Genomic DNA, 12,549 nt, shown 5'->3' with positions numbered 1-12,549 from the left:
CGCTGCCCACCCATGGCCCATCCCTGCCCCTGCGGCAAGCCCGCCGAATATGCCGCCTGTTGTGGCCGGCACCTCGACGGCGGCGAACCGGCGCCCACCGCCGAGGCGCTGATGCGCTCCCGCTACACCGCCTTCACCCTCGGCCGGGACGACTACCTGCTGGCCACCTGGCATCCCGATTTCCGTCCGTCCGCCCTGAACCTTGCCGACGATCCGCCCACCAAGTGGCTGGGCCTCGCGGTGAAGCGCTTCGAGCAGGCCGACGACACCCATGCGGTGGTGGAATTCGTGGCGCGCTACAAGATCGGCGGCCGCGCCCACCGCCTGCACGAAACCAGCCGCTTCGTCCGCGAGGATGGCCGCTGGCTGTACCAGGATGGCGACATCCACCCAAACTGAAAAAAAACTCAAGGAGACACACCCATGAAGCTTTACTACTCCCCTGGCGCCTGCTCCCTCTCACCCCACATCGTGCTGCGCGAGGCCGGTTTCGACGTCACCCTCGAAAAGGTGAACCTGCGCACCAAGGAGACCGAGACCGGCGCCAACTACGCCGCCATCAACCCCAAGGGCTACGTGCCGGCGCTGCAGCTGGATGGTGGCGAACTCCTCACCGAAGGCCCGGCCATCGTTCAATACGTGGCCGACCTGGTGCCCGAGAAGAAGCTCGCCCCGCCCGCCGGCACCCTCGCCCGGGCCCGACTGCAGGAATGGCTGACCTTCATCGGCACCGAACTCCACAAGAGCTTCAGCCCACTGTTCAACCCGGCCGCCAGCGACGACATGCGCGAAGCTGCCCGGGCCAACCTGGCCCGCCGCTTTCCGATCGCCGCCGCGGCCCTCGACGCCAAGCCTTATCTGCTGGGCGACGAATTCTCGGTGGCCGACGCCTACCTCTTCACGGTGCTGGGCTGGGCCGGTCTGGTGAACGTGGATCTCAGCCCGTGGCCGAGCCTCGGCGCCTTTGCCGAGCGCATCAAGGCCCGCCCCGCCGTTCAGGCGGCGCTCAAGGCCGAAGGGCTGCTGAAGTAAGAAACTGAAAGACGATCAGCCGGCGGCGACCAGTTCGATGGTCTCGCCGGCAAAGTCGATGCGCTGACCCGGGCGCAGCTTGGCCCGCTTGCGATTCTCGATTTCCCCATCCACGAAGACCGCACCGTCGGCGACGCGCTGCTTGGCTTCGCCGCCCGAGCCGCACAGGCCCGAGGCCTTCAGCAGTTGGTCGAGCTGGATGAATTCGCCTTCGACGGGGAAACGGATGGTCATGGTGGCGGGCTCCGGGCAGATGCCGAAAGATGTGAGGAGCGGCGGATTGTGTCAGACCCGACCCAATCCGCCAATCCGGGCCGCCCGCCGGCAGCCCGTCAAACGCCAGAATCAGGCCGGAATGCGCAGCACCTGACCCGGGTAGATCTTGTCCGGGTGACCGAGCATCGGCTTGTTGGCCTCGAAGATCTTCATGTAGGCGTTGGCATTGCCATAGAAGGTTTTGGCGATGGCCGACAGGGTGTCGCCCCGCACCACGGTATGGAACTGGGCCGGCGGCTCGGGGTTGGTCACGGCAAGCTGGTCGTCCACCTTGTCCACGCCATCCACGTTGCCGCAGCACAGCAGCACTTTCTCCTTGGTGGTCTGATCAAGCACGGTGCCGGCCACCGTCACCGTGCTGCTGGCGCCGTCAAAGCTCACCGCCAGACCGCTGGTGTCGAGGCCCTGCTTGTCGATGTAGGCCACGATGGAGGCGGCGGCCTTCTGGTTGAGTTCAGCCAGCTTGTCGGCGGCACTGGGCTCGGCGGCGGCGGCTTCCACATCCTTGCGGCCGAACAGCTTCTCGCCCGCTTCACGTACGAAACTCAGCAAACCCATATGTCTCTCCTAGTGGTGGTCAAACCGACAGACTAAGCCTGCTGCGAGACAAGGGCATCAAATATATGTTTCTAACTGTCAAACCACCGTCATCAGCGGCAGGAAGTCACTCGCCCAGCGGCTTCATCCCGTGACGGCGCCGGGCACGGGCACAGCCTTCGTCGCCGATGCCCAGCGCCGCGAAGGGCGCAAAATCCCGACATGGCCCGGGGCGGCAGTCGTAGATCGTGCATTTGACCTCCTGGCCGATCTCGCCGGCCAGTGCGATGCAGCGCGGCGGGCCATCGTCGGTGCCGCGCATCCGCGCCAGGGTAGCCGTCACCGGCACCGTCAGGGCCACCGGCACGCAGCCGCCGGGGCAGGTTTCGAGATCGGAAACGTGGAAATCCACCCGAAAACTCGCGCAGCACGCGCCGCAGGTAAGGCAGGGATCGGCCAAGTTCTTGCTCCGTGTCATGACGGGCCCGAGGGCGCCGCCAGTTTGAAAATCTGTCCCGCCACCTTGCGGGCGCCATGCACCGACAGGTGGTCGTCGTCAAAGTAATCCGCCTTGCCCCCGCTGGCGGCCAGACAGACCTTGCCGTCGCACAGGACGTCGGCCGGGTCCACCAGGATCACGCCCGGCGGCAAGTCTGCCAGATGATCACGCACAAACCGCTGACGGCGCATCCACCAACGCTCGGCAACGCCGACGATCCGCTCGCCGCGTTCCAGCAGGATGAGATCGCCGATGCCCTTGCGCAGCTCTGGCGCCTGCTCCACCACCACCACCCGCTTGCCGGCCGCGTGCAGGCGCGTCACCAGATCCACGTAGCTGCGCCAAACCCGCAGGCGCGCCGCCTCGCCCACCGTGTCGGGCAGCGCCGGGTAGATGCCTTCGTGCTCGCCAAAGAGATACAGATTCATCCGGTAGGCCACCACCACCGTATCGACCCCTCGCAGCGACAGCAGATAGGCCAGCGCGGCATCGGACCAACGCCGGCATGGCGTGTCCAGATCGCCCTGCCCGAGCACCGGGCCGCAGCCGCTGAAGCTCAGGTGCCTGAGGCTCTGCCCGTGATCCCGCAGGCCTTCGGCCAGCGCGTAGGCCAGCTCCACCGCGTGGCTGTCGCCAAACACCGCCCAGGTGGTCCGGCCGCTGAAATACGTGCAGCTGCGGGACGGCGGGGTGAAATCCGGTGAATCGAGGTTGTGACAGGCATCGCGCAGCGGGCTGGGCTCGGCCGTCTTGCGCAGGGCGATCTGGCCCTCGTCGAGGCGCGCGGCCTCGTAGCCGCCGGTCATCCGCCCGCCCTGCCCCACGGCGATGAAGAACAGCAGGAACACGCCACTCAGCACGAACACCCCCCGGCGGGGAATCGTCCGCCGCTGGCGGAAAGGCCGCTCGACAAACCGCCAGCTGAGATAGGCCAGCCCCACCGACGCCACCGCCAGCGCCGCCATCAACCCATGACTCGGCGCCCCGATGGCACGCACACGGGCAAAGGCGAGGAGCGGCTGATGCCACAGGTAGGCGCTGTAGCTGAGCATCCCCACGCCCACGAAGAAGCGGCTGCCGAGGATCGCCCCGACGCCGGTCTGCGGCGTGACGAAGAGGATCACCAGCGCCGTTCCCACCGTGGGCAGCAGCGCGTACAGCCCGGGAAACGGAGTGCTCCGGTCAAACAGAAGGACCGACGCGGCGATCGCCCCAAAGCCCGCCAGACTGGCCACCTGCCCCATCCACGCCCGCGGCGGGACGAGCGCTCCGCTCTCGCCGGCCCGGGCCGACAGCACCAGCGCCGCCAGCGCACCGATGAGCAGCTCCCAGCCCCGGGTGGGGAGCAGGTAGTAGGCGGCAGTCGGATCGCGCCGCAGGCCCCATTCGGCGACCACCAGACTGGCCGCCAGCAGCACGGCGAGCATCACCGCGATCCGCCGCCGACCCAGGCGCCAGGCGGCCATCAAAAGGAGCGGGAAGAACAGGTAGTACTGCTCCTCCACCGCCAGGCTCCAGGTATGGAGCAGCGGCTTGAGCTCCGCCGAGCTGTCGAAATAGCCGCTCTCGCGCCAGAACAGCACGTTGGACGCAAACAGCGAGACGCCGATCAGGCTGTTGCAGAATTTTTGCATCTCGGCCGGCGCCAGCCACAGCCAAGCAAAAGGCAGCGTGACCAGCATCACCACAAACAGCGCCGGCAGAATGCGCCGGGCGCGCCGCTCGTAGAAGCCGACGAGGGTGAAGGTGCCGGCCTGGAGCTCGGAAAGCAGGATGGTCGTGATCAGGTAGCCGCTGATCACGAAAAAGACATCCACGCCCACATAGCCGCCGCCGAAAAGGCCGAAGCCAGCGTGGAACAGGATCACCGGCAAGACGGCGACGGCCCGCAGGCCGTCGATCTCGCCGCGATACTTCAGGCCCACAAAACCGGGCCCTCAGGGCTGCGGAGGCTTACTTCCCCTCGCCGCAACATTTCTTGTACTTCTTGCCGCTGCCGCAGGGGCAGGGTTCGTTGCGGCCCGGGCCACTCCTGGCGGCGCCGGTGGCGGCGGTCACGGCCACCGGTTCGGGCGTCGGCAGGCCGAGGGCGCGCCAGTTCTGGTAGAGCCGCTGCACCGCGAGGCCCTTTTCTTCAAGCTCGGCCAGCTGGGCTTCGGCGTCAGGCAGCACGGTGACTTCCTCTTCAGGCCCGAGGATGGTCTCCAGCAGGGATTCGGCGATGGTCGTGTCGCTCACCGCGTCAGGCCATTCCACCGGCCACATCTCGAAGCCCTGCTCGAAGCCGTTGGTCCACTCCTCGCCGATGGCCGGGTCGTCGTCGCCGCCCTGGGCGTAGCAGAACGGCTGCCAGCCTTCGGCCTCGCCCTCTTCATCGCCCAGCTCGTCGCCGATCACCGCCAGCATGTCGTTGTAGTAGCGCAGAACCAGCTCGATGGCCTTCTGCAGCACCGCACCGGAGCCGAAGCCCACCTCGCCTTCGTCGGCGGTCCACACCGCCGGCAGCCATTCTTCCACCTTGATCGGCAGCGGCGACGAGACGATGGCGGCCAGGTAGCCGTCCAGCATCTCCATGTTCATGCAGTCGGCGGGCACATCCTCGGAAACCAGCAGCTCCTCGAGCTGCTCCAGTTCTTCTTCGGTCAGGGGTTCGGATTGAAATTGGGTCATGACGGGTTTTCCTCCAGTTTTGGTTGGCTATCGAGCTCCACCACACACCGGTAAAGGGTCTGGCCGGAATCCCGGTACTTGCGTTCAAAAGGCGTGAGCGGCGATGGGGCCTCGAAGGACTCCCAGCCAACCTCGCGGCCGGTCAGGAGACCGATCGCGAGGGCGAATTCTTCCACATAAATATGCCAGTTGCTGCGGCATTCCAGCCTTCCCCCCAGCCTTGGCACAAAAGGAAACACGGGATGCGCATGCCATCGCCGGGCCAGGTGGCCGATCTTCGGCCACGGGTTGGGGTAGAGGATGTAATGCCGGGCGAGCCGGATGCCGGCCTCGGCCATCAGCCGCCAGAAATCCACCAGATCGGCCCGCACGAAGACCATGTTCTTCGGCATCAGCGCGTCGGGGTAAGGCTTCTTGCGGGACAGCCGGTCTTCCGATTGATCCACGCCGATCACCCAGTGATCGGGAAACGCCCGGGCGAGCTGGATGGTGCTGTGCCCCACCCCGCAGCCGGCGTCGAGGATCAGCGGCGCCTTGCCGTCCCAGCCGGCGAGGCTGGCCTCGAAGGCGGCCTTGTTGTAATCGAGATACGGTTTGCGGAAATCGGAGCGGGCATGTTTGGCAACCCGCTCGATGAGGTGTTCATGAACGCCCGGCTGGGCGCTCTCGGGAATCTTCGAATTGGCGTACATCCCGCAATTCTACGCGGCGGCCATCAGCACCGGTACGCCATGACAGCCCAGGATGTGGGCGACCACCAGCGGATCCTTCTGGGCGCGCAGTTCGGCGTAGAGAATCTCGGCCCGGGGAAAGTTGCGCCGCAGCATCCCCAGCCACTGCTTGAGCCGGCCCGGAGCGTGGCGCGCCTCGACCTTGGCCAGCACCCGCCGCCAGAACTCGCCGATCAGCGGCAGCAGCTCGGCCCACTCGGCCTCGCGATCCGGCTCAGCCTCGCCCCCCGCGCGGATGCGCCGCACCAGGAAAGGATCGGACACCGCGCCGCGGCCCAGCATCACGTCGGCCGCGCCGCTCACCTCGCGGCAGCGCCGCCAGTCGGCCTCGTTCCACACCTCACCGTTGGCCACCACCGGCACATCCACCACGTCGGCGATGCGGCCGACCCACTCCCAGTGGGCGGGCGGACGATAACCGTCGGTCTTGGTGCGGGCATGGACGACGAGATCCTCGATCCCGCCGTCGGCCAGGGCCTGGGCGCATTCCAGCGCACGGCCGGTGTCGCCCACGCCCAGACGCATCTTGGCGGTGAAGGGGATGTGCCGCGGCACCGCCCGACGCACCGCGCAGGCAATTGCATGGAGCACCTCAGGCGTATCCAGCAGCGCGGCCCCGCCGCCGTGGCGATTGACCAGCGGCGCCGGGCAGCCGAAGTTGAGGTCGATCCCCGCCGGGTTCATCTGCGCCAGCTGGGCGGCGTTGTCGCCCATGCAGGGCGGATCGGAGCCCAGCAGCTGCACCCGCACCGGCGTGCCGCTGCTCGTCATGCTGCCGGCGCGTAGCTCCGGCGACACCCGCGCAAAGGCTCGCAGCGGCAGCAACGTGCCCGATACCCGCACGAACTCAGTCACCGCGTGGTCGTAACCCGGCACGCGGGTCAGCACTTCACGCAGCACATCGTCCGCGAGGCCTTCCATCGGAGCGAGCAGCAACCGGGTCATCGTCGAAAACACCTTTTACATCAAAGCCGGGCGCGCAATGTACCGGAGAATCGCCGCCGGCAGAAGCCACCCGTCGGCGCGGCCTGCGCGGGTGCTCGCCGGGCCGGTGCCGGGCGCGGTAAGATTCGCCCCCCACGCCGCACGACGACGACATCCATCATGGGCCGGCCCACCTCCGCCAACGGCGACACCCGCAACCTGCGCGACCTGCTGCTGCTCGCCCTGCCGGCGCTGCTGCTCGTCGCCGCCGCCTTTGCGCTGGCCTGGCAGTTCGTGAAGCCGGCGCCGCCCAAGAAGATCGTCATCACCACCGGCGTGGCCGGCGGCGCCTACCAGTATTTTGGCGAGCGCTACCGGGAGAAGTTCGCCCAGGAAGGCATCGAGGTCGAGCTGCGCCCGTCCAGCGGCGCGGTGGAAAACCTCCGCCGCCTGAAGACCGACGACGACGTGGACGTGGGCTTCATCCAGGGCGGCATCGCCAACGAGCCCGAATCCGACGATCTCGCCACCCTCGGCAGCATGTACCTCGAGCCGGTGTGGGTGTTCTACCGGGGCGACGCCCAGCACGACCGCATCTACCAGCTCAAGGGCCGCAGGATCGCCATCGGCGTGCAGGGCAGCGGCGCCCAGCTCTTCGCCCTCCAGCTGCTGGCCGCCAACGGCTTTGCCACCAACGACCCGAAGCTGCTCGCCATCGGCGGCATGGATGCGGTGGACGCCCTGCGCCGCGGCGAGATCGACGCCTTCTTCGTGGTGGGCGCGCCCCAGGCGCCGGTGGTGGATGCCCTCCTCCACACCGACGGCATCAGCCTGCTCAACTTTGCCCAGGCCGACGGCTACGTGCGCCATTTCCCCCACCTGGTCAAGGTGGTGCTGCCCCGCGGCGCCATCAAGATCCAGGCCGACAAGCCCAACCGCGACATCCAGCTGCTGGCCGCCACCGCCAACCTGGTGGTGCGCGCCGACATCCACCCGGCCATCGTCACCCTGCTCCTCAAGCACGCCCGCGAGATCCACAGCCCGCCCGGCCTGCTCCAGGACGCCAACGCCTTCCCCACGCCCCGCGACCACGCCCTGCCGCTGCACCCCATGGCCCGGCGCTTCTACGATTCCGGCCCGCCGCTGCTCCAGCGCTACCTGCCCTTCTGGCTGGCGGTGCTCATCGACCGGCTGCTGGTGATGGTCCTGCCCTTCTTCGCGGTGGTAATTCCCCTCACCAAGATCATCCCCGGCATCTACAACTGGCGGATGCGCTCGCGGGTGTATCGCTGGTATGGCGAACTCAAGTTCCTCGAAGCCGAGATCGACGCCCTGCCCGAAGCCGCCCGCACTGCCGACGCCCTCGACGCCTTCAACCTGCGCCTCGACCGCATCGAGATGCGCGCCGCCCACCGCAAGCTGCCCCTCGCCTTCAGCAACGAGCTTTACACCCTGCGTGAACATATTGGCCTTGTCCGCCGCCGGCTGGCCCGGCTCGCGGAAACCGTCACGACAATCGCCAAGTCATAGTTTTAGAGTGATCGTGCCGGTAACCCCCGGCACCGGAATCACCGTCTCCCGCCGAGTCTCACCATGAGCCCCCATCTAGATCTCACCGCCCCCTACGCCCCCCTCGTCCGCCGGATCGAATCCGAAGGCAGCATCGACGGCCAGATGCTGGTCATCGACCACTTCCTCAACCACCGCATCGAGCCCGGCTTCATCTTCGAGCTGGCCCATGAGCTCGCCCGCCGGCTGTCCTTCTTCCAGCCCAACGTGATCCTCACCGCCGAAGCCAGCGGCATCGCCCCGGCGCTGATCGTCGCCCAGGCCCTGAGCGTGCCGATGGTGTATGCCAAGAAGTACTCGACGGACGTGGAAGCGCCCTCCATCTGCCGCACCATTCCGTCGCCCACCAAGAAGGGCGTCGAGACGCGGCTGGCGATCTCCACCCGCTACATCCGCCCCGGCCAGCGGGTGGTGATCGTCGATGACTTCCTCGCCAACGGCCGCACCGCCGCCGCCCTCATCGAGATGGCCCGCGAAGCCGGCGCCGACGTGCGGGGCGCCGGCTTCGTGGTCGAAAAACGCTTCAAGCAAGGCCGCGAGCACATCGAAGCCCTGCACGTGCCGGTATCCACCCTCGCCCAGGTCGAACGCGTGGAAGACGGCCGGGTGGTGATGACCCAGGCGCGGGACGCTTGAACCCCATGCCATAACGTCACCCGCTGCGTTATCCTCTCCGACGTCATCGAGGAGAGATGGGAAATGGATAGCGCAAGCCAGCACAAGGTCATCCCGGTGTTCTGCAGTCACCGGGGGGTAGATAAACCGGCCGTCCGGGAGTTTGCCACCCGGCTGCGGCAAGCCGGCATCGACGCCTGGTTCGACCAGTGGGAGATCCAGCCCAGCGACGACATCGTCGCCAAGATGAACGAAGGGCTCGACACCTGCGAGGTCGGTCTCGTGTTCTTCTCCAGCGAGGAGCACGACGGCCCCTGGTTCCGCGCCGAAGTTGCAACGCTCACTTTCGAAATGATCGAGAACGGCAAACGCCTGATCCCGGTCATGATCGACGCCAAAGCCCCCATCCCGCCATTCCTGCGCCCCCGTGCCCGGCGTGGCATCGACGAATTCGACGCCATCGTCGATGCCATCCGCGGCACCACCTCGCGGCCGCCTCTCGCCCCACCGCCCGCCACCGCCATCTGCCACCGGATCGAAATCGAGCTTCGACCGGCGACTCCGGCCGGCACGCTCGACCTCATCGCCCACGAAAACGGCGCGCCAATCGCCCAGCTTGGCGGCCTCACGCTGCCGCCGGAGGCGCTGCAGAACTTCGCCCAGTTCCTTCACGGCGGCTTTTCCACCGCATTCCGCGGCCCCCACGAAGCGGCCGCCCTTTCCCTCGGCGAGGCGCTCGCCCGCCTCGGTCAGCTGCTGGGCGCGGTGCTGTTTACCGGTCCGTTGGGTGCCCACATCGCCCGCCGGCTCGACACCCTCGCGATCGGCGACGAACTGCAGCTCGTCTTCGCCAGCGCCGACGCCACCCTGCTGGGCCTGCCCTTCGAAGCCGCCCGCCTGCCGGATGGGCGCGTGCCGGCGCTGCTGCCAGCCGTTTCCATGCTGCGCCGGGTGATCGACGCCCCCGAGCCCGCTCACGCGCCCCAAGCCGGGCCCCTGAAGATCCTCGTCGCCGTCGGCGCCCCGGACGAAGGCCAGACCCGCAGCGCCGTACTCGACCTGGAAGCCGAACTCCAGCGCATTCTCGACGCAGTGGATGTGGCCAGCCGCCACGGCAACGCCCAGGTCAAGATTCTCGAAGTGGGCCACCCGGACGAAATCCGCAAGGCCCTCGCCGCCGACGCCTTTCATGTGCTGCACCTCTCCTGCCACGGCAGCCCCGGCAGCGTCGAACTCGAAGACGAAGACGGCAAAGCCATCTCGGTGAGCGCCGAGCAACTGGCCGCTGCCCTGCTCGACGCCCACCAGCCGCTGCCACTGGTCTTTCTGGCTACTTGCGATGGCGGCTCGCCGGCCGGCGAAACGGCCAGCTTTGCCCAGGCCCTGGTGCAGAAGGGCATCCCCCAGGTGCTGGCGATGCAGACCCGCGTCAGCGACGACTACGCCACCCAGCTAGCCGCCGCCTTCTACCGCGCCCTTGGCACGCCCGAGCGCCCCACCGCCAGCCGCGCCCTCGCCCACGCCCGGCGCGAGCTGGAAACTCAGCGCGCCCAAAGCCAGCGCCCCACGCCGCCGGAATACGCCACCCCGTCTCTCTTCTGCGCCGGCCTCGAACAGCCCCTACTCGACCGCCGCCTCGCCCAGCAAGACTTGCGCCTGCCGCCCGTCCATCAAGCCGGCAGCCTTGCCGTGCCGCAGCTCAAACTTGGCGACCTGATCGGCCGGCGGGCCGAGCTGCGCCGGAGCCTGCGCATTCTGCGGAGCCACCCCGCCACGGTGGCCGAGCTTGGCGAGCGGGCCGGCGTAGTGCTGCAAGGCATGGGCGGCGTGGGCAAGAGCAGCCTTGCCGGCCGCGTCATGGCCCGGCTCACTGAAGATGGCTGGCTATGCGCCGCTCTCTCCGGCCCCTTCGATGCTGGCAAGCTCATCAACGCCATTGCGGGTGCCGGCCGCAAGAGCAAACACAAACAGTGGAAAACCCTCGCCGCCAGCCTCGCTGCCAGCCTCGGCACCAACGACGATCTGCAACGCATCGAACTCATCTGCGACGCCCTGACTGAACAACGCCTCCTCATCGTCCTCGACAACTTCGAAGACAACCTGGACCCCGCCCCCGCTGGTGCCCGCTTCAAGCAAGCCTTCCACGCCGAACTGCTCACCCAACTGTGCGAAGCCGCCCACTGCGGGCGCCTGCTCCTCACCAGCCGCTACGCCCCGGCGGACCTCTCCCCGTGGCTGGAGACCCTGCCCCTGGGCCCCCTCAGCGCCGCCCAAACCCGCAAGCTCATCCTGCGCCTGCCCAGCCTGCTGGTCCAACTGGAAGCCGATGATGCCAACACCCCCCTCACCGGCGCCCTGCAAACCCTGCTCCTGCGCGTCGGCGGCCACCCGCGCATGCTCGAATACCTGGACGCCGTGCTGCACAACGGCCGCGCCCGCCTGCCCGACGTCACCGCCCGCCTGAAACGCCAGGCGCAAGCCCTGGGCGTAGACGTCAACACCCCACCGGCCGATCTGGACGAAGCCCTTGCCCTCACCCTGCAGCTGGGCACCCGCGACGTGCTGCTGGACACCCTCCTCACCCTCGCCGACGACGACGGGGACCGCCCCACCCTGCTCCAGGCCGCCGCCTCCAACCTACCCATTTCCGTAGCCGGCGTGGCCCACGCGCTGCATGGCGCCGTGCCAGACAAAGCCCTCGTCGCCACCACCCGCAAGGCCCTCACGCGGCTGTCGGTGCTCTCGCTCCTCAGCTTCGTCTCCGAGCAGGAGGTGTTCGTGCACCGCTGGACCGCCGAAGTCCTGCTCACCTCAGGGGCCACGCTGTCGGCCGACACCCGCAACGCAATCCTCACCCGCGCCGGGCACTACCGCTGGTGGCGGGTCGAGCACGAAACCCGTGACCTCGACGACGCCATCGAAGCCACCCGCAACCTGCTCGCCGGCGAGGCCTTCGACGCGGTGAGCGGCATCGCCGGCGGCATTTGCGACTTCCTGACCCAGGCCAATCAACTCGCCAGCGCCGGCAGCTTTGCCGGTGAAGTCTGCACCACCCTCCCGCCCACCCACCCCGGTTTCGCGGCGCTGGCCGACACCGAAGCCAGCGCGCTGCTCGCCCTCGGCTACACCGACGCCGCACTGGCCCGCTATCGTCAGCTGCTTGCACACCACCAGCGGCTCGCCCAGGCCGAACCCCAGCGCGCCGACTACCAGCGCGACCTGTCCGTCTCCTACAACAAGCTCGGCGACCTCATGACCGCCCTCGGCCAGGGCGACGAGGCCCGCGACTACTTCCTCAAGGACCTCGACATCGCCCAGCGGCTCGCCCAGGCCGAACCCCAGCGCGCCGACTACCAGCGCGATCTGTCCATCTCCTACAACAAGCTCGGCGACCTCATGACCGCCCTCGGCAAGGGCGACGAGGCCCGCGACTACTTCCTCAAAGACCTCGCCATCGCCCAGCGGCTCGCCCAGGCCGAACCCCAGCGCGCCGACTACCAGCGCGATCTGATCGTCTCCCTCGTCCGCATCGCTCAGACGGACCCGGCCCACGCGGTCGAGCAGCTGAGGCGCGCCCTCGACATTGCGCGGGCACTCAAGGCCAGGGGGCTGCTGGTCAAGGGGCTCGACAAGATGATTGCCGCGCTCCAGGCCATGCTGGCCGAAGCAGGCCTGGCTTGAGCAACGCAGCCGGGC

At 68.0% G+C, this 12,549-nt stretch carries 12 protein-coding genes; 5 read left to right on the top strand and 7 right to left on the bottom strand.

Annotation, left to right across the window (positions count from 1 at the left end):
- Positions 1 to 12 precede the first annotated feature (12 nt).
- Together GH681_RS08720 and gstA are read left to right on the top strand one after the other, a co-directional pair.
- Positions 13 to 399, top strand: coding sequence for a YchJ family protein (locus tag GH681_RS08720; RefSeq protein WP_153161075.1), 387 nt, complete (start codon positions 13 to 15; stop codon positions 397 to 399).
- Between the two features lie 24 nt (positions 400 to 423).
- On the top strand, positions 424 to 1,032 hold the full coding sequence (gene gstA, locus GH681_RS08715) for a glutathione transferase GstA (protein ID WP_153161074.1): 609 nt from the start codon (positions 424 to 426) through the stop codon (positions 1,030 to 1,032).
- A 15-nt stretch (positions 1,033 to 1,047) separates the two neighbouring features.
- Here gstA and GH681_RS08710 read toward each other — a convergent pair whose 3' ends face one another.
- From GH681_RS08710 to GH681_RS08680, 7 genes are all read right to left on the bottom strand, one after another.
- Positions 1,048 to 1,266 carry an RNA-binding S4 domain-containing protein gene (locus GH681_RS08710; RefSeq protein WP_153161073.1) on the bottom strand — a complete coding sequence of 73 codons (219 nt, stop codon included), beginning with the start codon at positions 1,264 to 1,266 and terminating at the stop codon, positions 1,048 to 1,050.
- Between the two features lie 111 nt (positions 1,267 to 1,377).
- The gene (gene lysM, locus GH681_RS08705) at positions 1,378 to 1,866 is read right to left on the bottom strand and encodes a peptidoglycan-binding protein LysM (RefSeq protein WP_153161072.1); all 489 of its coding nucleotides are present in this window, start codon (positions 1,864 to 1,866) and stop codon (positions 1,378 to 1,380) included.
- A gap of 106 nt (positions 1,867 to 1,972) precedes the next feature.
- The gene (locus GH681_RS08700) at positions 1,973 to 2,305 is read right to left on the bottom strand and encodes a YkgJ family cysteine cluster protein (protein ID WP_228111832.1); all 333 of its coding nucleotides are present in this window, start codon (positions 2,303 to 2,305) and stop codon (positions 1,973 to 1,975) included.
- 14 nt (positions 2,306 to 2,319) lie between these two features.
- On the bottom strand, positions 2,320 to 4,269 hold the full coding sequence (locus GH681_RS08695; protein WP_228111831.1) for an acyltransferase family protein: 1,950 nt from the start codon (positions 4,267 to 4,269) through the stop codon (positions 2,320 to 2,322).
- Between the two features lie 28 nt (positions 4,270 to 4,297).
- Positions 4,298 to 5,014: a UPF0149 family protein gene (locus GH681_RS08690; RefSeq protein ID WP_153161070.1), complete on the bottom strand. Its 717-nt coding sequence runs from the start codon at positions 5,012 to 5,014 to the stop codon at positions 4,298 to 4,300.
- Positions 5,011 to 5,706, bottom strand: coding sequence for a tRNA (guanosine(46)-N(7))-methyltransferase TrmB (locus GH681_RS08685; protein WP_153161069.1), 696 nt, complete (start codon positions 5,704 to 5,706; stop codon positions 5,011 to 5,013). Before GH681_RS08685 ends, GH681_RS08690 begins: the two co-directional genes overlap by 4 nt.
- A 9-nt stretch (positions 5,707 to 5,715) precedes the next feature.
- On the bottom strand, positions 5,716 to 6,690 hold the full coding sequence (locus GH681_RS08680) for a tRNA-dihydrouridine synthase (protein ID WP_153161068.1): 975 nt from the start codon (positions 6,688 to 6,690) through the stop codon (positions 5,716 to 5,718).
- A 159-nt stretch (positions 6,691 to 6,849) separates the two neighbouring features.
- On the opposite strand from GH681_RS08680, the gene GH681_RS08675 reads away from it, so the two are divergent.
- From GH681_RS08675 to GH681_RS08665, 3 genes are all read left to right on the top strand, one after another.
- Positions 6,850 to 8,199, top strand: a complete 1,350-nt coding sequence (locus GH681_RS08675) for a TAXI family TRAP transporter solute-binding subunit (RefSeq protein WP_153161067.1) — start codon at positions 6,850 to 6,852, stop codon at positions 8,197 to 8,199.
- 63 nt (positions 8,200 to 8,262) lie between these two features.
- The gene (locus GH681_RS08670) at positions 8,263 to 8,874 is read left to right on the top strand and encodes a phosphoribosyltransferase family protein (protein ID WP_153161066.1); all 612 of its coding nucleotides are present in this window, start codon (positions 8,263 to 8,265) and stop codon (positions 8,872 to 8,874) included.
- Positions 8,875 to 8,937: 63 nt separating this feature from the next.
- Positions 8,938 to 12,534, top strand: a complete 3,597-nt coding sequence (locus GH681_RS08665) for a CHAT domain-containing protein (protein WP_153161065.1) — start codon at positions 8,938 to 8,940, stop codon at positions 12,532 to 12,534.
- Positions 12,535 to 12,549 lie beyond the last annotated feature (15 nt).

It is taken from the genome of Zoogloea sp. 1C4, from assembly GCF_009469605.1.
Lineage (GTDB): Bacteria > Pseudomonadota > Gammaproteobacteria > Burkholderiales > Rhodocyclaceae > Zoogloea > Zoogloea oryzae.
This window is presented reverse-complemented; position numbering and strand designations above follow the sequence as displayed.

Excerpts from the sequence above, each read along its gene's own strand:
- GH681_RS08690 (WP_153161070.1), bottom strand. The coding sequence starts at position 5,014 with ATGACCCAATTTCAATCCGAACCCCTGACCGAAGAAGAACTGGAGCAG.
- GH681_RS08665 (WP_153161065.1), top strand. The coding sequence starts at position 8,938 with ATGGATAGCGCAAGCCAGCACAAGGTCATCCCGGTGTTCTGCAGTCAC.
- GH681_RS08720 (WP_153161075.1), top strand. The coding sequence starts at position 13 with ATGGCCCATCCCTGCCCCTGCGGCAAGCCCGCCGAATATGCCGCCTGT.
- lysM (WP_153161072.1), bottom strand. The coding sequence starts at position 1,866 with ATGGGTTTGCTGAGTTTCGTACGTGAAGCGGGCGAGAAGCTGTTCGGC.
- GH681_RS08685 (WP_153161069.1), bottom strand. The coding sequence starts at position 5,706 with ATGTACGCCAATTCGAAGATTCCCGAGAGCGCCCAGCCGGGCGTTCAT.
- GH681_RS08710 (WP_153161073.1), bottom strand. The coding sequence starts at position 1,266 with ATGACCATCCGTTTCCCCGTCGAAGGCGAATTCATCCAGCTCGACCAA.
- GH681_RS08675 (WP_153161067.1), top strand. The coding sequence starts at position 6,850 with ATGGGCCGGCCCACCTCCGCCAACGGCGACACCCGCAACCTGCGCGAC.
- GH681_RS08680 (WP_153161068.1), bottom strand. The coding sequence starts at position 6,690 with ATGACCCGGTTGCTGCTCGCTCCGATGGAAGGCCTCGCGGACGATGTG.
- gstA (WP_153161074.1), top strand. The coding sequence starts at position 424 with ATGAAGCTTTACTACTCCCCTGGCGCCTGCTCCCTCTCACCCCACATC.
- GH681_RS08670 (WP_153161066.1), top strand. The coding sequence starts at position 8,263 with ATGAGCCCCCATCTAGATCTCACCGCCCCCTACGCCCCCCTCGTCCGC.